Origin of the sequence: Leisingera sp. XS_AS12 (assembly GCF_041224635.1) — a bacterium.
Classification (GTDB): domain Bacteria; phylum Pseudomonadota; class Alphaproteobacteria; order Rhodobacterales; family Rhodobacteraceae; genus Leisingera.
In genome coordinates, this window is sequence record NZ_JBGFGM010000087.1 from 55,990 (window position 1) to 74,446 (window position 18,457).

Annotated in this window: 17 protein-coding genes and 1 riboswitch; of the genes, 15 read left to right on the forward strand and 2 right to left on the reverse strand. The window is 66.6% G+C overall.

Annotated elements, in window-relative coordinates; all coding sequences use genetic code 11:
- Positions 1-12: 12 nt before the first annotated feature.
- The 5 genes from AB9K35_RS08635 (at position 13) to glpD (ending at position 6,094) form a co-directional block, all read left to right on the forward strand.
- Positions 13-1,512: a di-heme oxidoredictase family protein gene (locus AB9K35_RS08635; protein ID WP_369925349.1), complete on the forward strand. Its 1,500-nt coding sequence runs from the start codon at positions 13-15 to the stop codon at positions 1,510-1,512.
- The gene (locus tag AB9K35_RS08640) at positions 1,512-2,519 is read left to right on the forward strand and encodes an imelysin family protein (protein WP_369925351.1); all 1,008 of its coding nucleotides are present in this window, start codon (positions 1,512-1,514) and stop codon (positions 2,517-2,519) included. Before AB9K35_RS08635 ends, AB9K35_RS08640 begins: the two co-directional genes overlap by 1 nt.
- Positions 2,519-3,598, forward strand: a complete 1,080-nt coding sequence (locus AB9K35_RS08645; RefSeq protein WP_369925353.1) for a DUF1513 domain-containing protein — start codon at positions 2,519-2,521, stop codon at positions 3,596-3,598. Before AB9K35_RS08640 ends, AB9K35_RS08645 begins: the two co-directional genes overlap by 1 nt.
- 140 nt (positions 3,599-3,738) lie before the next feature.
- Positions 3,739-4,524: a DeoR/GlpR family DNA-binding transcription regulator gene (locus tag AB9K35_RS08650; protein WP_222455761.1), complete on the forward strand. Its 786-nt coding sequence runs from the start codon at positions 3,739-3,741 to the stop codon at positions 4,522-4,524.
- Positions 4,517-6,094: a glycerol-3-phosphate dehydrogenase gene (gene glpD / locus AB9K35_RS08655; protein ID WP_369925355.1), complete on the forward strand. Its 1,578-nt coding sequence runs from the start codon at positions 4,517-4,519 to the stop codon at positions 6,092-6,094. The genes AB9K35_RS08650 and glpD overlap by 8 nt, the downstream gene beginning before the upstream one ends.
- A gap of 91 nt (positions 6,095-6,185) precedes the next feature.
- Here glpD and cobO read toward each other — a convergent pair whose 3' ends face one another.
- Complete coding sequence (gene cobO, locus AB9K35_RS08660; protein ID WP_222455759.1) at positions 6,186-6,821, reverse strand: cob(I)yrinic acid a,c-diamide adenosyltransferase; 636 nt, start codon at positions 6,819-6,821, stop codon at positions 6,186-6,188.
- 50 nt (positions 6,822-6,871) lie between these two features.
- A riboswitch (cobalamin riboswitch) is annotated at positions 6,872-7,079 on the forward strand.
- A gap of 95 nt (positions 7,080-7,174) precedes the next feature.
- Here cobO and AB9K35_RS08665 point away from each other — a divergent pair.
- From AB9K35_RS08665 to cobJ, 7 genes are all read left to right on the forward strand, one after another.
- Entirely contained in the window at positions 7,175-7,582 is a 408-nt protein-coding gene (locus AB9K35_RS08665) for a DUF1636 family protein (RefSeq protein ID WP_369925358.1), read from the forward strand.
- A gap of 3 nt (positions 7,583-7,585) precedes the next feature.
- Positions 7,586-8,620 (forward strand): cobalamin biosynthesis protein CobW, encoded by a 1,035-nt coding sequence (cobW, locus tag AB9K35_RS08670; protein WP_222455757.1) that lies wholly within the window; start codon positions 7,586-7,588, stop codon positions 8,618-8,620.
- Between the two features lie 161 nt (positions 8,621-8,781).
- Positions 8,782-12,027, forward strand: a complete 3,246-nt coding sequence (gene cobN, locus AB9K35_RS08675; protein WP_369925360.1) for a cobaltochelatase subunit CobN — start codon at positions 8,782-8,784, stop codon at positions 12,025-12,027.
- A complete protein-coding gene (gene cobG, locus AB9K35_RS08680) occupies positions 12,024-13,187 on the forward strand; it encodes a precorrin-3B synthase (RefSeq protein WP_369925362.1) in 1,164 nt (387 codons plus the stop codon). The genes cobN and cobG overlap by 4 nt, the downstream gene beginning before the upstream one ends.
- A gap of 1 nt (position 13,188) precedes the next feature.
- Positions 13,189-13,818 carry a precorrin-8X methylmutase gene (locus AB9K35_RS08685; RefSeq protein WP_369925364.1) on the forward strand — a complete coding sequence of 210 codons (630 nt, stop codon included), beginning with the start codon at positions 13,189-13,191 and terminating at the stop codon, positions 13,816-13,818.
- Positions 13,819-13,821: 3 nt separating this feature from the next.
- Entirely contained in the window at positions 13,822-14,538 is a 717-nt protein-coding gene (locus tag AB9K35_RS08690; RefSeq protein WP_369925366.1) for a precorrin-2 C(20)-methyltransferase, read from the forward strand.
- A complete protein-coding gene (cobJ, locus tag AB9K35_RS08695) occupies positions 14,535-15,299 on the forward strand; it encodes a precorrin-3B C(17)-methyltransferase (protein ID WP_369925368.1) in 765 nt (254 codons plus the stop codon). The genes AB9K35_RS08690 and cobJ overlap by 4 nt, the downstream gene beginning before the upstream one ends.
- Here cobJ and AB9K35_RS08700 read toward each other — a convergent pair.
- On the reverse strand, positions 15,281-16,024 hold the full coding sequence (locus tag AB9K35_RS08700) for a cobalt-precorrin-6A reductase (RefSeq protein ID WP_369925370.1): 744 nt from the start codon (positions 16,022-16,024) through the stop codon (positions 15,281-15,283). The two genes, cobJ and AB9K35_RS08700, sit on opposite strands and share 19 nt — an antisense overlap.
- On the opposite strand from AB9K35_RS08700, the gene cbiE reads away from it, so the two are divergent.
- Genes cbiE through cobM form a run of 3 tightly spaced genes read left to right on the forward strand, consistent with a single transcriptional unit; the run spans position 16,023 to position 18,375 of the window.
- Positions 16,023-17,210 carry a precorrin-6y C5,15-methyltransferase (decarboxylating) subunit CbiE gene (gene cbiE, locus AB9K35_RS08705; RefSeq protein WP_369925373.1) on the forward strand — a complete coding sequence of 396 codons (1,188 nt, stop codon included), beginning with the start codon at positions 16,023-16,025 and terminating at the stop codon, positions 17,208-17,210. The genes AB9K35_RS08700 and cbiE overlap by 2 nt on opposite strands.
- Entirely contained in the window at positions 17,207-17,584 is a 378-nt protein-coding gene (locus AB9K35_RS08710) for a cobalamin biosynthesis protein (RefSeq protein ID WP_369925375.1), read from the forward strand. The genes cbiE and AB9K35_RS08710 overlap by 4 nt, the downstream gene beginning before the upstream one ends.
- On the forward strand, positions 17,581-18,375 hold the full coding sequence (gene cobM, locus AB9K35_RS08715) for a precorrin-4 C(11)-methyltransferase (RefSeq protein WP_369925377.1): 795 nt from the start codon (positions 17,581-17,583) through the stop codon (positions 18,373-18,375). Before AB9K35_RS08710 ends, cobM begins: the two co-directional genes overlap by 4 nt.
- Positions 18,376-18,457 lie beyond the last annotated feature (82 nt).

Consider the following 18,457-nt stretch of genomic DNA (forward strand, 5'->3'; position numbering starts at 1 on the left):
CTGGCCGCTGCAATGGCAGCGGCCAGCCCCCTCGCGGCGCTTGATCTGGCCAGCCAGTTCCAGGAGGAGCCGCACCTTACCCCCCTGCCCCGCACACAGGCCGAACGCGCCCGCATCGACGCGGTCCTGTTGCCACCGACGGATTTCACCCAGCCCGAACAGTTCGAGGATCTCCCCGCCGGGGCCGCAACCGTCCGCGCCCGGCGCGATGACGAGGCCTTCTCCCAGCATTCCGCCAATCTCAGCTTCGAGCAGGAACTGGAATTCAAATTGGGCAACGGGTTGTTCAAGAAGATCTGGGTGTTTTCCCCCGCCTCCACGCTGGCCTCCGACGGCCTGGGACCGCTGTACAATGCACGCGCCTGCCAGCGCTGCCACGTGAAGGATGGCCGCGGCCATGTGCCGGAAAGCCCGGACTATGCCTCAAGCACGATGTTCCTGCGGGTCTCGGTCCCCGGCCCAGTGCCCCCACAGATGCAGGCGGTGCATGACTATATCGGCACCGCCCCGGACCCCGTTTACGGCCACCAGTTACAGGATTTCTCTGCGCCCGGGGTGCCGCCCGAGTACCGTCTCAAGGTGGAATACGAGCAATTCGAGGTCTCCTTGAACGGCGGCGAGACCGCCCGGCTGCGGCGCCCGACCTACACGGCCAGCAATCTGGGCTACGGCCCTCTGGCCGAGGGCGCCATGCTGTCGCCCAGGGTGGCGCCGCCGATGATCGGCCTCGGGCTGCTGGAAGCGATCCCCGCTGCCGACATCTTCGCCCATGCGGATGAGGAAGACGCCGATGGGGATGGCATCTCCGGGCGCGCCAATCTGGTCTGGTCGACCGAATTCGATCGCATCATGCTGGGCCGCTTTGGACTGAAGGCCGGGATGGCCACGGTGCACGAACAATCCGCCGCGGCATTCTCTGGCGATATCGGCATCTCGACACCGCTGTTTCCGGCCCATGCCGGCGACTGCACCGCGCAGCAGACCGCTTGCCACGCCGCGCCACATGGGGGTGATGATTCCCGTGAAACCGAGATCGACCAGGCCAACATGGATCTGGTCACCTTCTACAGCCGGAACCTCGGTGTGCCCGCCCGCCGCAACAGCGACGATCCGCATGTGCTGCGCGGCAAGAAAGTGTTCTATGATGTCGGCTGCACCAGTTGCCACGTGCCGAAATTCGTCACCCACCGGTTGGCGAACCGGGAGGAGCACAGCTTCCAGCTGATCTGGCCCTATTCCGACCTTTTGCTGCACGACATGGGCGAGGGTCTGGCCGACAACCGCCCCGAGGGGCGCGCGACGGGGCGCGAGTGGCGCACGGCGCCCCTTTGGGGCATCGGCCTGACCCAACAAGTCTCGCCCCGGGCCACATTCCTGCACGACGGTCGCGCCCGCACCCTGCTGGAGGCCATCCTGTGGCATGGCGGCGAGGCCGAGGCCGCTCGCGACAAGGTGGTCGCCTTGCCGCCTGCCGACCGTGCCGCGCTTATTTCATTTCTGGAGAGTCTTTAATGCGTTCCATTGCATTTGCCCTGACCCTGCTGGCCGCGCCAGCAGCAGCGTCGGAGCTGACCACGCACATCACGGACCAGCACATCCTTCCCGCCTTTCAGGCCCTGGCCCAATCCTCCTCCGCGCTGGCGCAGACCGCGCAAAAGGAGTGCGACGCGCAGTCACCAGACCTGCGCGCGGCATTTGGTGAGGCTTTTGATAGCTGGATTGCAGCCAGCCACTACCGCTTCGGCCCAACCGAAACCGACAATCGTGCGTTCGCTCTGGCGTTCTGGCCGGACAGCCGCGGCAAGACCCCCAAGGCCCTGGCCAAACTGATCCACAAAGAGGACGCAACCGTCAGCGACCCGGATAGCTTCGCCAGCTACACCATCGCCGCACGCGGCTTCTATGCGCTGGAATACCTGCTCTACGACCCGGAAGTTTCCACCGCTGGCCAGCCTGCCTACCGCTGCACCTTGACGCGGGCGATCAGCCACGACATCGCCGCCACCGCAGCAGCAATTCTGACCGACTGGCAGCAAACCTACGCAGCCGAGATGCGCAGCCCCGGCAACCGCTATCAAAGCGACGAGGAAATTGCCCAGGAATTGTTCAAGGCGTTGAACACCGGTCTTCAGGTGATGGATGATCTGCGTCTCGGCCGCCCGCTGGGCACTTTCGACCGCCCCCGCCCCCTGCGGGCCGAGGCCCGGCGCTCCGGCCGCAGCCTGCGTCACCTCTTGGTATCCCTGAACGCGCTGGAACCCCTGGCGCTGGCCCTCGCCGAGGCCGACAACGCGACAGACCCGTCGCTGAAGGCTGAACTCACGCAGAGTTTTGCCAAGATCCGCGATCGCGCCGAGGCAGTGGAGGATCCGACATTTGCCAGCGTCGCCGATCCCGCAGGGCGCATCCGGATCGAAGCTTTGCGCCAGGATGTGCAGGATCTGCGGGCACTGGTGGCGACCCGGCTGGGTCCCGTGCTGGGTGTTGCCGCGGGCTTCAACGCGCTGGACGGCGACTGATGCCGTCGCGTCGTGGGTTCCTCGCCGGACTTCTGGCAACCGGGCTGGCGCCGCAGGCAAGCTGGGCCAGCGTCGGCAACCCGGCATTCCTGTCGGCCGGGCGTGATACGCAGGGCCGTTTTTTCCTGGCTGGCATGACGGCCAGTGGCGAAATCCTGTTCCGCCATCTGCTCCCCGGTCGCGGCCATGCCGCCGCCGCCCACCCGACCCGCCCCGAGGCCGTGGCCTTTGCCCGGCGCCCCGGGCGATTTGCCGATGTCATCGACTGCCGCAGCGGCACAGCCATCGCGCGGCTGGAGCCGCCCGCGGGCTTTCACTTTTATGGCCACGGCACGTTTTCCCCGGATGGCCGCCTCCTGTTCACGAGCGAAAACGAGTATGATGCCGCCCGTGGCATGGTCGGTGTTTGGGATGCGGCCTCCGGCTACAGACGACTGAAGGCCTTCGCCTCTGGCGGCATCGGCCCACATGACATCACGCTGCGCCGCGATGCTCCGGGGCTGGTGGTGGCGAACGGCGGGATCGAGACCCACCCCGATAGCGGCCGCGCCAAGCTGAACCTGCCCGATATGCGCCCCAATCTCAGCTATCTGAACTTTGACGGCGCGCTGCTGGAGCAGCTCGAACTCCCACCCGAGCTGCACCTGAACTCGATCCGGCATTTGGCAACGCGCCGGGACGGTACAGTGGCCTTTGCCATGCAGTGGCAGGGAGACCGGGGTGAGTTGGTGCCGACAGCCGGGCTGCATCGCCCCGGCGCACCGGTCAAGCTGCTGGCCGACGGTGATCCACGGGTCATGAACCTCAACGGATACGGCGGATCGATCGCCTTTTCGGCGGACGGAGCGCAGGTCGCGGTCACCTCGCCCCGCGGAGGGGTGGTGCAGCTGATGTCGAGCGACAGCGGGGCGATTCTGCGGGAAGAACGCATGGCGGACGTCTGCGGCATCGCTCGATTGGGGACCGCGTTTGCTGCCAGCACCGGCAACGGCCAATTTCTTCACATAACCGAACACGGCAGTGAGCCGCTGCAACGCACCGATCTGGCCTGGGACAACCATCTGATCGCGCTCGGCTGACATTTCTCCTATTGCAGCAAGCAAAGGCGCGTCCCGATCGGGCGCGCCTTTTCGTTTCAATTGAGCAGTCCTGCAAAACGAAATCGGCACGTGACTCTTCAGGCGCGATACGCTAAGGAATCACCCCGAAAGGAAAGCAAATGGATGCCTCCAGTCGTCAAAACGAAATCATCGCGCTGCTGAACCAGCAAGATCGCGTCGAGGTCGAGGATCTGGCGCAGCGCTTTGGAGTGTCCTTGCAGACCGTCCGCGCGGACTTGCGAGATCTTTCGGCGCGCGGCGCGCTGTCACGGGTGCATGGTGGTGCCGTGCGCATCAGCTCCGCTGCCAGCCAGGACTACGCCGACCGCCGCCGCCTGAACGCAGGCGGCAAACAGGCGATGGCGACCTTGGCTGCAGAGTTGATCCCGGACAACTGCTCGATCAGCCTCAACATCGGCACGTCTACCGAGCAGGTCGCCCGCGCCCTCTCGGGTCACCGCGGACTAACCATTCTTTCCAACAACATAAACATTATCAATATGATGATGGGCGGTCAGGCCAAGGATCTGATCCTGGCTGGCGGCACGGTACGACAAAGCGACGGCGCCATCGTCGGCGAAGACGCGGTAGCGTTCATCGCCCGCTACAAGGTGGATTTCGCCGTCATAGGCGCCTCGGCCCTGGATGCCGACGGCGCGGTGATGGACCACGACCCGCGCGAGGTGTCCGTGGCCCGTGCCATCCTCAAAAACGCCCGTCAGCGGGTTCTGGTCTGCGACGGCAGCAAGTTCGAGCGCTCCGCACCGGTGCGGATCTGCGACCTGTCAGACCTCGACGTGGTAATCACCGACCGCCCCGTACCCGCGGAATTTGCCGAGGCCGCGCAGGCCGCAGGCACCCGTATCCTGACCGCCGGACAAAACGAAAGCAGCGAAAATGACTGACACCCCTGTTACAGACCTGTTCATCATCGGCGGCGGCATCAATGGCTGCGGCATTGCCCGCGATGCCGCCGGGCGCGGATTGTCGGTGACGCTGGCAGAGATGAAGGATCTCGGCTGGGCCACCTCCTCCGCCTCGACCAAGCTGTTCCACGGGGGGCTGCGCTACCTGGAGTATTTCGAGTTCCGCCTGGTGCGCGAGGCGCTGATCGAGCGCGAGGTGCTGTTGAAGGCAATGCCGCACATCTCCTGGCCGATGCGCTTTGTGCTGCCGTTTCACAAGGACATGCGGTTTGACAGCGAAACACCGACCTCGAAACTGCTGACGACCTTCATGCCCTGGATGAAAGGCCGCCGCCCGGCCTGGCTGATCCGGCTCGGGCTGTTCCTGTACGACTCCTTGGGCAAACGCGGCATCCTGCCCGGCACCGCCAAGCTGGACCTGACCCGGGACGAGGCGGGCAAGGTGCTGAAGGACAAGTTCAAGACCGCCTTCGAGTACTCCGACTGCTGGGTCGAGGACGCCCGGCTGGTGGTGCTGAACGCCCGCGACGCGCAGGCGCGCGGTGCGCAGATCCTGACCCGCACCGAAGTGCTGTCGGCAGAACGCCATTCCGAACACTGGGTGATCCGCACCCGCGATCACGCCAGCGGCAAGGAGCAGGAGCACCGCGCCAAGATGCTGGTCAACGCTGGCGGGCCGTGGGTTGCGGATGTGCTGCATCAGAAACTGGGCCAGAACAGCCGCGAAAACGTCCGCCTGGTGCGCGGCAGCCACATCGTCGTGCCGAAACTGTTCGATCACGGGCGTTGCTATTTCTTCCAAGGCACCGACGGGCGGATCATCTTCGCCATTCCTTACGAGCAGGATTTCACCCTGATCGGCACCACCGACGCCGACCACCCGGATCCCGATACCGCCCCTGAATGCACCCCCGAAGAGCAGCAGTATCTTGCTGATTTCGCATCTGAATACTTTGAGAAGCCGGTGACGCGGGACGACATTGTCTGGACCTACTCCGGGGTGCGCCCGCTGTATGATAACGGCGCCAGCTCCGCCACCGCGGCGACCCGCGAATATGTGCTGACGCTGGATCAGGCACAGGCGCCGCTGCTGAACGTCTTTGGCGGCAAGATCACCACCTACCGCAAGCTGGCAGAGGCGGCGCTGGCCAAGATCGGCGAGGCATTTCCGCAGCTCCCCGATGATTGGACCGCGGGCGTGGCGCTGCCCGGCGGCGATTTTGCAGTGACGGATGTCGAGAAGCTGACTGCGAAATTGGCGGCGGACTACCCCTTCCTGACGCCCTACTGGGCGGGCCGGATGATCCGCGCCTATGGCACCGAGGCTTGGGAAGTGCTGGGCGATGCCAAGACCGCCGGAGATCTGGGCGAGGACTTCGGCGCAACGATCACCGCGCGGGAGCTCGACTGGGCGATTGCCCGCGAATGGGTGCGCGCAGGCGACGATTTCCTGTGGCGGCGCACCAAGCTGGGCCTGAGGCTGGATGAAACCCAGCGCGCGGCGGTGGATACCTATATCCAAGGCAAGGCAGCTCAGCTCGCCGCATAAAAGTGTTTTGCCCGGCGGCACCGCAGGACTGCGCCTGCCTGCCCCTCCGGCAGGCGCAGTCGCGCCCACCAAGGCAGGCTACGCGCTCAGCTTAAAACTCAACGCCCTTCTGCGCCTTCACCCCGGCGCGGAACGGGTGCTTGATCTGGCCCATCTCGGTCACCAGATCGGCGATCTCGATCAGCTCTTCCTTGGCGTTGCGCCCCGTCAGCACCACATGGGTCATCGGCGGCTTCTTCTCCACCAGGAACTCCAGCACCTCTTCCAGGTCCAGATATTCATAGCGCAGTGCGATGTTGATCTCGTCCAGCAGCACCATGGTGTTGCGCTCGTCCAGGATCATCTCCTTGGCCTTCTCCCAGCCCTTTTGCGCGGCGGCAATGTCGCGGGCCTTGTCCTGGGTCTCCCAAGTGAAGCCCTCGCCCATCGCATAGAACTGGCAGAGATCGCTGAAGTTCTCCTCGATCAGCGTGCGCTCGCCGGTCTGCCAGGCGCCCTTGATGAACTGCACCACGGCACAGGGCATCTTGTGGGCGATGCAGCGCATGATCATGCCAAAGCCGGACGAGGACTTGCCCTTGCCCGGCCCGGTGTGGACAATGATCAGCCCCTTCTCGCCGTCCTTGGTTTTCATCATCCGGTCGCGCGCGGCCTTTTTCTTGGCCATCTTGGACGCGTGACGGGCGGCTTCTTCTTCTGAAATGCCGGTTTCAGACTTTTCGCTCATGGGGGCTCTCCAGCTGTTTGGCGCAAGTCTTGACAAAGAAGGGCGCGATAGCGCAAGGGGGTTTCGCTGGTTCCTGCAATTGCAGGCGAAGAGGGAATGTGACAGCGGCCACTGACGGCCCAAGCACAGCCGCCCCCGCGACCGTGACCGGATGAGGCCGCCATGCCACTGGGACAGCCCGGGAAGGCAGGATGGCCGACAGGGCGAACGCCCTGGCATCCGCAAGCCGGGAGACCTGCCAGCGTGTGAGAGATCAACGGGCGGGCGGGGTGTTCCGCGACCGGGTGAGAGGCAGGCAGACCGCCGCCCCTTTTCGGCCATCCCGCATGCCTGCAACGACAGGAGACGTGCCTTTGGCTGACGAACAGGCGCCCACCGCCGCCCCGAAAGACCCGGTCACCCTGACCGTGTGCCTGACCTGCCGCACCGAGGGCGCCGACCCGGAGGCCACCCGTCCCGGCGCCATCCTGCACGCTGCCCTGAAAGAAGCGGGCATGCCCGAGGGCGTCACCCTGCGCGGTGTGAAATGCCTGTCGGCCTGCTCGCGCGGCTGCTCTGTGGCGCTGACCGGCGGCGAGGCGCGCTGGAGCTACATCTACGGCGACATGGACCCGGACCAGCACGTGCCCGAAATCCTTGCAGGCGCCGCCGCCTATGCCGCCACCGCCGACGGGCTGGTGCCCTGGCGCGAGCGCCCCACCGTCTTCCGCAAACAATCCGTCGCCCGCATCCCGCCGGCCGCCTTTCCTTCTGAGGAGTAATTCATGAGCGATCTCAACAAGATCCCCGTCACCGTCATCACCGGCTTTCTGGGTGCGGGCAAGACCACGCTGATCCGCCACCTGATGCAGAACCCGCAGGGCAAGCGTCTTGCCGTGGTGGTGAATGAATTCGGCACCGCCGGTGTGGACGGCGATATCCTGAAATCCTGCGCCGACGACAACTGCCCGGCGGAAAACATCATGGAGCTCGCCAACGGCTGCATCTGCTGCACCGTGGCGGATGACTTCATCCCCACCATCGAACAGCTGATGGCACTGCCGGAAAAACCCGATCACATCGTGATCGAAACCTCCGGTCTGGCGCTGCCCAAGCCGCTCTTGAAGGCCTTCGACTGGCCCGCGATCCGCTCCCGCATCACCGTTGACGGGGTGATCGCGCTGGCCGATGCCGAGGCCGTCGCCAAAGGCCAGTTCGCGCCGGATCTGGACGCCGTGCAGGCCCAGCGCGAGGCGGATGACAGCCTCGACCACGAAACCCCGCTGTCCGAGGTGTTCGAGGACCAGATCTCCTGCGCCGACATTGTGCTTTTGTCCAAGGCCGATCTGGCCGGCGACGCAGGCGTCGAAAAGGCCCGCGCGGTGATCGAGGCCGAGGCGCCGCGCAAGCTGCCGATCCTGCCGATGAGCGAAGGCGTGATCGATCCGCGCATCATCCTGGGTCTCGGTGCGGCGGCCGAGGACGATCTCGATGCCCGCCCGAGCCACCACGACGGCCACCACGACCATGAGCATGACGATTTTGAAAGCATCGTGGTCGAAATGGGCGAAGTCTCCGACCCGGAAGCGCTGCAGAATGCCATCGTGAAACTCGCCCGCGAACGGAACATCCTGCGCGTCAAAGGCTATGTCGCGGTCGAGGGAAAGCCGATGCGGATGTTGGTTCAGGCCGTGGGTGAGCGTTTGCGCGCCCAGTACGACCAACCCTGGGGGGCGCAGCCGCGCAAGACCGCCCTGGTGGTCATTGCCGAGCATGACAACATCGACGAACAGGCGATCCGCGCCGAGCTGGGGGCCTGATAGCAATGGAAGCGAAGTGCCAGATTTCGAGCGTCTCGGCCCGGCGGCACGCCGGGCAGCGCCCGTCCGGCCCCCCACGGGGCGGGCGCTTCGCTTCCCGCCCCGCCGGGCCGGGCGCTGCCCTCAGCGCTTTGAAGCACCACTCGGGAAAGGCCTGACCCATGCACGTCGTCTTCCGCGAAAGCCACGGCCTTGACGAGACCGACACGCCGCAGGATCTCGGCCAGACGCCTGCGGACCTTGTGGTGCTGTCCTTCTCCGACAGCGACCTCGGGGCTTTTGCGGCGGGGTGGCACCGTGCGGACGGCAAGCTGCCGACTTTGCGCCTTGCCAACCTGGTGGCGCTGAAGCACCCGCTGTCGGTCGACGTCTACGCGGAACAGACGCTGGAGGGCGCCAAGGGCATCCTCGTCCGGCTGATCGGCGGCGAAAGCTATTGGTCCTACGGCCTCGCCACGCTGCAGGATCTCGCCCGCCGCAAGGGGATTGCGCTGGCCGTACTGCCCGCCGACGGGCGCGAGGACGCGCGGCTGGATGCCCTGTCCACCCTGCCCGTTTCCACCCTGCGACGGCTGCAAGCCCTGTGTGATACGGGCGGCGCAGTGGCGGCGCAGGCCGCACTCGCCCAGCTGTCGCTGGCGGCAGGGCTGTATGCCGGGCCGGTTCTGGGCCTCAAATCCATGCCGGACCACGGGTTTTATGACCCGGACAAGGGCGTGCTGGCGGACCTTCCGCCGCAGGACAAGCCGCTGGTTCTGGTGAGCTTCTACCGCTCCTACCTCACTGCTGCCGACACCGCCCCGGTGGATGCGCTGATCGCGGAACTGCGCGCCCGCGGCTATGCGGCATTCGGCGCCTTTGCCGCCAGTCTCAAGGCGCCGACGGCAGCCGATTGGCTGCGTGAAAAGCTGCCCGCGCTGACCCCCGCCGCGATCATCAATGCGACGGCTTTCTCGGCCCAAGGCACCGACGGCAGCGCCTCGCCGCTGTCGACAACCGGCTGCCCGGTGTTCCAGGTCGCCCTCTCCACCGCGCGCAAGAAGGACTGGCGCGAGGCCGACCGCGGTCTCTCCCCTGCCGACCTTGCCATGCACGTGGTCCTGCCCGAGGTGGACGGCCGCATCTTTACAGGCGTGGTCAGTTTCAAATCGCCGGGCAAGAAAGACCCGGAGCTGCAATATTCCCGCTTCGCCCACCGCGCCGATGCCGACCGCATCAAATCCGCCGTCGACCGCGTCGAAGGCTGGCTGCGGCTGGCAAAGCTGCCGAACGCCGACAAGCGTCTTGCGCTGATCCTCTCCACCTACCCCGGCCGCGACCACAACCTGGCCCATGCCGTCGGCCTCGACGCGCTGGCCTCCTGCGACGAAATCCTGCACGAGCTCTCCGCCCAAGGCTACGCCGTCGAAGCCCTCGAAAACACTGGCCTGCGGCTGATGGAGGAGACGCTGAGCGTCCCCCTTGCTGACTACAAAGCTGCGCTCGCCACCCTGCCGCAAGACCTGCAGGACACGCTGGCCGAGGCCTGGGGCCGCCCGGAAGAAGATCCCGATTGCCGCGATGACGCCTTTCACTTCAAGGCCCTGCGCGCAGGCAACGCCCTCGTCGCGCTTCAACCCGAGCGGGGCGAGGTGAAAACCCGCGTCGACGATTACCACGACCTGGACCGCACCCCGCGCCACGCCTATGTGGCCTTTTACCTGTGGCTGCGCGGCCAGACGGACGCACTCATCCACATCGGGGCGCATGGCACGCTGGAATGGTTGCCCGGCAAGGCGGTGGCGCTCTCCGGCCTCTGTTGGCCCGAGGTGCTGACCGGGCCGCTACCGGTGATCTACCCCTTCATCGTGAACGACCCGGGCGAGGCCGCGCAGGCCAAGCGCCGCATCGGCGCTGTCACCATCGGGCACCTGCCACCGCCGCTTGCCCAAACGAATCTTCCCGAGGGCATGGCCCGGTTGGAAAGCCTGCTGGATGAATACTCTACCGCCGACGGGCTGGACCCGGCCCGCCGCGACCGGCTGATCGACGACATTCGCGCCGAGGCGCAAGGCACCGGCGTCGAGGCCGATCTGGGCCTGACACCCGACACCTCCCCGGCGGAAGCAATCACCCGCATCGACGCCTTTGTCTGCGACATCAAGGAAAGCCAGTACGGCGAAGGCCTGCATATCTTCGGCACCGGCCAGTGCGGGGCTGAGGAACGCGCCGGGCTGATGGCCGCACTGGACGGCAAGATCGTCACCCCCGGCCCCTCCGGCTCGCCCTTTCGCGGCCGCGAGGATGTGATCCCGACTGGGCGCAACCTCTTTACCACCGACCCGCGGGCGGTGCCGTCGCGGGCGGCGCATGCGCAAGGGGTCAAGCTGGCGGAAGAGCTGCTGCGCCGCCACCTTCAGGACCACGGCGACTGGCCCAAGGGGCTGGTGATCGACCTCTGGGGCTCGGCCACCATGCGCACCGCGGGAGAGGAATTTGCCATGGCCCTGCATCTTGCAGGGCTCGCGCCCAAATGGGATGAAGGCTCCGAGCGGGTGTCGGGCTTCGAGGTTTTGCCGCTGTCGATGCTGAACCGGCCGCGCATCGACGTGACCCTGCGCGTCTCCGGCCTGTTCCGCGATGTCTTTCCGGGCCTTGCGCAGATGTTCGAAACCGCCGCCGCCGCATTGGCCGCGCGCGAGGAAACTGCGGCCGACAACCCCTATCTGACCGAGACACCGCGCGTCTTCGGCCCCAAGCCCGGCCAATACGGCCTGTCGATGACCCCGCATCTGGACGACTACACCGATGAAGCGCGACAGGCCGCGGGTGAGGCCTGGCTCAACGCCTCCTCGCACGCCATCGACGCCAAGGGCGCAATCACCGATGCCCGCGACGCCTTGGAAACCCGCCTGCAAAGCGCCGACAGTTTCGTACATCTGCAGGACCTGCCGGAGACGGACCTGCTCGTCGCGTCTGACTACGCCGCGCATGAGGCAGGATTTGCCGCCGCCATGGCCCGCATCGGCCAGGCCGCGCCCGCGCTCTATCACCTCGACGCGACCCGACCCGACAAGCCGCAGGCGCGTTCCTTGGGCGAGGAAATCGCACGTGTCACCCGCGCCCGCGCCGCCAATCCGGACTGGGCCACCTCGATGATGTCACACGGCTTCCGCGGCGCCGCCGAGATCGCGGCAACGCTCGACCATATGGCGGCCTTCGCGCATCTTGCGCAGGTGGTGCAGCCGCATCTTTTCGACCTCTATTTCGAGGCCACCCTGGGGCGCGAGGACCTGGTCGACTTCATGCAGCGCGAAAACCCGGCCGCCCTCCAGGCCATGCGGGACCGTTTCCGGGCGCTGCACGATGCCGGTCTCTGGACCACCCGGCGCAACTCCATCATGGCAGCCCTGGAGGGCGCGGCATGAGCGGGTCCGCCGCCCCCAAGGTCTATGGTTGGTGCCCCGGCGCCCTTCGGCCGATGATGTCCGGCGACGGGCTGGTGGTGCGTATCCGCGCGCCGCTGGGCAGGCTGTCCACAACGCAGGCGGAGGGCGTAGCAGAACTTGCGCAGACCTTCGGCAATGGTCTTCTGGACATCTCCGCCCGCGCGAACCTGCAGCTGCGTGGCATCCGCGAAGACAGTTTTGAGGACCTGATTGCAGGCCTGCGCCCCCTTGGCCTTGTTGACATCGATGCCGCAGCCGAAGCCCGCCGCAATATCCTGCTTGCCCCGTTCTGGCAGGAAGACGACGATACCCACGCCATCGCCTCGGCCCTCAGCGCCGCGCTGACGGCGGCAACCGGGCTGACCCTGCCCGGCAAATTCGGCTTTGCCATCGACTGCGGCGCGGCCCCGGTGCTGCAGGACTGCGCCGCCGACATCCGCATCGAGCGCGGCCCTGCCGGGCTGATCCTGCGCGCGGATGGGGCCACGACTGGCAAGGCCGTCACACGTGAATCGGCCGCTGCCGAGGCTCTCGCGCTGGCACGCTGGTTCCTCGATCAGGGCGGCGCGCCGGAGGGTCGCGGCAGGATGCACCGCCTCATCGCGCGCCGCGGGCCGCCGCCTTCGCATGGCGCGTTGGCGCTCCAGCGCCCGTTTGCCGCCACACCGGGCCACACGCCCGCGGGGACGCTTGCTGCTTTGGAGTTCGGGCAGATGCCCGCCGCGACGCTCGCCGAACTGGCCACGCACGGCGAGATCCGCGTCACGCCCTGGCGGATGCTGTTGATCGAAGGCGCGCGCGACCTGCCGCCCCTGCCCGGCCTGATCCTGGACGCCACGGATCCGCGCCTGCAGGTGACCGCCTGCACCGGAGCGCCCGGTTGCCTGCAGGCGCTCTCCGCAACCCGCGATCTGGCGCGTGATCTTGCGCCACAACTCCCCGAAGGCACGCGCCTGCATGTCTCCGGCTGCGCCAAAGGCTGCGCTTGCCCTGGCCCCTCGCCTGTTACCCTTACAGCAACCGGCGCGGACGAATTCTCTCTGATCCGCAATGGCACCGCCGCGGATCAGCCGCTAATAACCAACCTGAGCGCCGACCGCTTGCGCGCCGCTCCCGAACTTCTGACAGAGGGCAGCTGACATGCTCCACACCTATGAAACCGACGGCGCCAAGATCTACGCCGAAAGCTTTGCCACCATTCGCCGCGAGGCCAATCTGGCCCGGTTCACCAAGGACGAGGAAGTCGTCGTCGTGCGCATGATCCACGCGGCGGGGATGGTCGGGCTGGTAGAGCACGTGCGCTTTTCCGACGGCATGGCCGAGACCGCCCGCGCAGCACTTGCCAAGGGTGCGCCGATCCTCTGCGATGCCTATATGGTCAGCGAAGGCATCACCCGCCCGCGCCTGCCTGCGGACAACGAGGTAATCTGCACCCTGCGCGATCCCAAGGTACCGGAGCTGGCCAAGGAAATGTCCAACACCCGCTCGGCCGCGGCGCTGGAGCTGTGGCGCCCGAAACTGGAAGGCGCCGTGGTGGCCATCGGAAACGCCCCGACGGCGCTGTTCCACCTGCTAAACATGCTGAAAGATCCCGCCTGCCCGCGCCCCGCCGCCATCATCGGCTGTCCGGTGGGCTTTGTCGGCGCTATGGAATCGAAAGAGGCGCTGATGGAAGACCTGCCGGTCCCCTCGATGATCGTGAAAGGCCGTCTTGGCGGCTCTGCCATCACCGTTGCTGCCGTCAACGCCTTGGCGAGCTGGAAAGAGTAAGCGATGGGCAAGGTTATCTGCACAGGGCTTGGCCCCGGAGACCCCGACCTGATGAGCGTGCGCGCGCACCGGCTGATCGGCTCGGCGCGCCACGTTGCCTATTTCCGCAAGGCGGGGCGTCAGGGGCAGGCCCGTGCAATCGTCGAAGGGCTGCTTGCCGAGGGCGCAACGGAACACGCGATGGAATACCCGGTTACGACCGAGATCCATTTTTCCGACCCCGAATACAACCGGGTGCTGGCGGAGTTCTATGACCGCTGGGCCGACACGCTGGCCGAAATCGCGCAGGACGAAGACGTGGTGGTGCTCTGCGAGGGCGATCCGTTTCTCTACGGCTCCTACATGCACCTCTACACCCGCCTGCAGGGCCGCACCGAGCAGGAGATCGTGCCCGGCATCACCGGCATGTCCGGCTGCTGGACCGCCTCCGGCCAGCCGATCACCTGGGGGGATGACGTGCTGACGGTGGCGATGGCCACGCTCAGCGAGGACGAACTGACCAAGCGCGCGTCGGAGACCGATGCGCTGGTGGTCATGAAGATCGGTCGCAACCTTCCCAAACTGCGCCGCGCACTGGAACGCGCGGGCCGTGCCGAGGACGCCTGGCTGGTCGAGCGTGGCACCATGCCGGGCCAGACCGTGCAGAAACTCTCCGAGGTCACCGGCGAGGTGCCCTATTTCTCTATCGTGCTGGTTCATGGACAGGGGCGGCGGCCATGACTGTTTCGCAAGATGGCTGGGTGGTGATCGCGGGGCTTGGGCCCGGCAACGAGGCGCTGGTGACGCAGGAAGTGCGCGACGCCATCGCGGAGGCGACCGATATCGTCGGCTACATTCCCTACGTCAAACGTATCGAGCCGCGTGCAGGCCTGACCCTGCACGCCAGCGACAACCGGGTTGAAGTGGACCGCGCCACCCACGCGCTGGAAATGGCCGCCGAGGGCAAGCGGGTCGTCGTTGTTTCCTCCGGTGATCCGGGGGTGTTTGCCATGGCCTCCGCCGTGTTCGAGGCGCTGGAGAGCAACGCCGAACGCCACCCGAACTGGCTGGAGCTGGACATCAGGGTGCTGCCGGGCATCACCGCGATGCTGGCCGCCGCTGCTGCCATCGGCGCACCTCTGGGACATGACTTTGCCGCCATCAACCTCAGCGACAACCTGAAGCCCTGGAGCCTGATCGAAAAGCGCTTGCAGCTGGTCGGCGAGGCCGGTCTGGCGATGGCGTTTTACAACCCGCGCTCCAAGTCACGGCCGCATCAGTTTGCCCGCGCGCTGGAAATCCTGCGCGAGGCCTGCGGTGAGGACACCCTCATCACCTTCGCCCGCGACGTGACCAAACCCGGGCAGGAGCTGCTGACGGTACCGCTGAAGGAGGCCACGCCGGAAATGGCAGACATGCGCACCGTGGTGATCGTCGGCAATCGTGACACCCGCCGGGTGGGCAAGTATGTCTACACCCCACGCTACGCGGCTGAGGGATGAGCGAGCCACTCCATAACTTCTGCCACGCTGCCCTTGATGGGGCGGTCAGGCACCTGCGGCCTGCCGATCATGATGACCGGCAGCCCCAGCCTGCGCGCGGCGGCAAGCTTGGCTGCGGCCCCCGCGCCGCCCGCGTTCTTGGCAACCACATGGGTGATGCCATGGCGCTGCATCAGTGCAGTGTCCCCCGCAACATCAAACGGTCCGCGCGCAATCTCGACCGCAGTGTGCGGCAACGGCAACGGGGCCTCCGGCGCATCCACGAGCCGCAGCAGGTAGTGATGCTGGGGCTTGGCGGCAAACAGGGGAAGGTTCTGCTTTCCGATCGCCAGGAACACCCGCGCAGCGGCCTCCGGCAGCACGTTGACGGCCTCGGCGATGGTGCCCACATGCACCCATTGATCGCCGTCCCCCTCCTGCCAGGTCGGGCGTTCGAAGGCACAGAGCGGCACATCCGCTGCGTCGCAGGCATAAACCGCATTGATGCTCATCTGGGCCGCGAACGGATGGGTCGCGTCCACCACATGCGTGATGCCTTCGGCCCTCAGGAATTCCGCGAGCCCCTCCGCGCCGCCAAAGCCGCCCACGCGGGTCGGCAGGGGCTGGTTGACAGGCCGCGCCGTGCGGCCCGCGTAGGAAAACACCGCATCCATCCCTGCCTCGGCCAGGGTTTTGGCCAACGCCGACGCTTCGGTGGTGCCGCCGAGAAGAAGGATGCGTGTCATGTCTGATCCATGGCTTACGATTATCGGTCTGGGCGAAAATGGACTGGAAGGCTTGGGCGATGCAAGCCGGAAGGCGCTGGCGCAGGCCGAGGTCGTATTCGGCGGCCCGCGGCATCTGGATCTGGCAGGCGCAGGCGCCAAGGGCCAGCCCTGGCCCGTGCCGTTCTCCATAGACCCGGTGCTGGAGATGCGCGGCCGCAAGGTGGCCGTTCTGGCGTCTGGTGATCCGTTCTGGCACGGCGCAGGCGGTTCGCTCGCGCGGCACCTGGAGGGTGGCGAGTGGGTGTCGCACCCGGTTCCCTCCACCTTTGCCCTGGCCGCGAACCATCTTGCGTGGAAATTGGAAGAGACGCTGTGCCTCGGCCTGCACGCGGCCCCTCACGCGCGGTTGCGCCCCCTCTTGGGGCGCGGCACGCGCGTGATCTGCACCATGCGGGACGGGGCTGCCCCGGCGGAACTGGCGGAATGGCTGACCGCTGAAGGCTTTGGCGCTTCCAAGCTGACCGTGATGGAGGCCTTGGGCGGGCCGCGCCAGCGGGTGCGGTCGGCCACTGCGGAAGGTTTTGAGCTTCAGGACATTCAGGCGCCTGTTGCGGTGGCGATCGAAGCCGCCGGGAGCAATGGCCTGCCGCAGGCTGCCGGTCTGGCGGACGACCTCTTTGCCAGTGACGGACAAATCACCAAACGTCCCATCCGGGCGCTGACCCTGTCGGCCCTCGCCCCGCGAGCGGGGGAGCTGCTGTGGGATATCGGCGGCGGCTCCGGCTCGGTCTCGGTTGAGTGGTGCCTCGCGGCTTCAGGCGCGCGGGCGATCACCTTCGAGCCGCGCGAGAGCCGACTGGACAACATCCGGGCGAACGCCGCTGCCTTTGGGCTGGACCACCGGATGACCCCGGTTCTGGGCAAGGCACCGCAGGTGCTGGAAGGCCAGCCGCTGCCCGATTGCGTATTTATCGGCGGCGGCGGATCGCAGGCGCTGCTGGACCATCTGTGGGAGATCCTGCCCAAGGGCACCCGGCTGGTCGCCAATGGCGTCACTCTGGAAACTGAAACCCTCTTGATGCAGGCCCACGCCCAGCGCGGCGGCCATCTGCTGAAGGCAGAGATCGCCGAGGCCGGCCCCCTGGGGTCGATGCGCGGCTGGCAGCGGGCCCGGCCCGTCATCCAGTGGAGTGTTACGCGATGAAGGTGGCAGGCATCGGATTTCGTAGCGCTGCCACGGCAGCCGATTTGCAAGCAGCGCTGGCGCTGGCAGGCGAAGATGTGGATGCGCTGGCTTCCATTGCTGAGAAAGCCGCGGCCCCGGCCATGCAGGACCTTGCGCGCAGCACCGGCTTGCCGGTGATTGCGCTAAAAGATCAGGATATTGTCGGCGAGCAGACCCTCACCTGCTCGCCCCGGATCAAGGCGCGGTTCGGCACCGGGTCGCTGGCGGAAGCCGCGGCGCTTGCGGGCGCGCGCCACGGGGTGCCGGGTGCGCGTGCGCGCCTGATCGCCCCCAGAGTTGTCACCGCGGATGGCCTTGCCACCGCGGCCATAGCAGAAAGACTTGAGCCATGACCGTTCACTTCATTGGCGCCGGACCGGGCGCTGCCGACCTTCTGACCCTGCGCGGACGCGACATCATCGCCGCCTGCCCGGTGTGCCTCTATGCAGGCTCGCTGGTGCCGGAGGAAATCCTGAGCCACTGCCCGGCGGACGCGAAAATCGTGAACACCGCGTCAATGGACCTGGATGCCATCGTGGCCGAGATCAAGGCCGCGCATGAGGCGGGACAGGACGTGGCGCGGCTACATTCCGGCGATCTGTCGGTGTGGTCGGCGATGGGCGAACAGATCCGTCGCCTGAAAGCCGAAGGCATTCCCGTCAGCGTCACTCCCGGCGTGCCGTCCTTTGCCGCTGCCGCGGCCGCGCTGGGAACCGAGCTGACCCTGCCCGGCCTCAGCCAGTCGGTGGTGCTGACCCGCACCCCGGGCCGCGCGTCCTCGATGCCCCAAGGTGAGACGCTGGAAAATTTTGCACGCACCGGCACCACGCTGGCGATTCACCTGTCGATCGGCAATCTCGACCATGTGGTCGAGAGCCTGACGCCGCATTACGGAGGCGATTGCCCGGTGGCCGTGGTCTACCGCGCCAGCTGGCCGGACCAGCAGATCATCCGCGCCACTCTGGCGACCCTGAAAGAATCGCTGGACGAGAAGATCTCCCGCACCGCGCTGATCCTCGTCGGGCCGGTGCTGAAGGGCGAGGGTTTCGACGAAAGCTGCCTGTATTCCACCGACTACGACCGCCGCTACCGGCCGCAGAGCGCCGACAGCCCGTGGTCGAGCTGGAGCCATGGGGATGATTGAGAAGTACACTAGGGCCGCGCCTGCCCGAGGGGGGTGCGAACGCACCCGCCTGGGGGGCGGGCGGGTGCGGCCCGAGCCGCAA

Coding starts and splice junctions, on each gene's coding strand:
- AB9K35_RS08710 (WP_369925375.1), top strand. CDS start 17,207: ATGAAGGTGGCAGGCATCGGATTTCGTAGCGCTGCCACGGCAGCCGAT.
- AB9K35_RS08645 (WP_369925353.1), top strand. CDS start 2,519: ATGCCGTCGCGTCGTGGGTTCCTCGCCGGACTTCTGGCAACCGGGCTG.
- AB9K35_RS08640 (WP_369925351.1), top strand. CDS start 1,512: ATGCGTTCCATTGCATTTGCCCTGACCCTGCTGGCCGCGCCAGCAGCA.
- cobG (WP_369925362.1), top strand. CDS start 12,024: ATGAGCGGGTCCGCCGCCCCCAAGGTCTATGGTTGGTGCCCCGGCGCC.
- AB9K35_RS08650 (WP_222455761.1), top strand. CDS start 3,739: ATGGATGCCTCCAGTCGTCAAAACGAAATCATCGCGCTGCTGAACCAG.
- cobW (WP_222455757.1), top strand. CDS start 7,586: ATGAGCGATCTCAACAAGATCCCCGTCACCGTCATCACCGGCTTTCTG.
- cobN (WP_369925360.1), top strand. CDS start 8,782: ATGCACGTCGTCTTCCGCGAAAGCCACGGCCTTGACGAGACCGACACG.
- cobO (WP_222455759.1), bottom strand. CDS start 6,821: ATGAGCGAAAAGTCTGAAACCGGCATTTCAGAAGAAGAAGCCGCCCGT.
- glpD (WP_369925355.1), top strand. CDS start 4,517: ATGACTGACACCCCTGTTACAGACCTGTTCATCATCGGCGGCGGCATC.
- AB9K35_RS08685 (WP_369925364.1), top strand. CDS start 13,189: ATGCTCCACACCTATGAAACCGACGGCGCCAAGATCTACGCCGAAAGC.
- AB9K35_RS08700 (WP_369925370.1), bottom strand. CDS start 16,024: ATGACACGCATCCTTCTTCTCGGCGGCACCACCGAAGCGTCGGCGTTG.
- AB9K35_RS08690 (WP_369925366.1), top strand. CDS start 13,822: ATGGGCAAGGTTATCTGCACAGGGCTTGGCCCCGGAGACCCCGACCTG.
- AB9K35_RS08635 (WP_369925349.1), top strand. CDS start 13: ATGGCAGCGGCCAGCCCCCTCGCGGCGCTTGATCTGGCCAGCCAGTTC.
- cbiE (WP_369925373.1), top strand. CDS start 16,023: ATGTCTGATCCATGGCTTACGATTATCGGTCTGGGCGAAAATGGACTG.
- cobM (WP_369925377.1), top strand. CDS start 17,581: ATGACCGTTCACTTCATTGGCGCCGGACCGGGCGCTGCCGACCTTCTG.
- cobJ (WP_369925368.1), top strand. CDS start 14,535: ATGACTGTTTCGCAAGATGGCTGGGTGGTGATCGCGGGGCTTGGGCCC.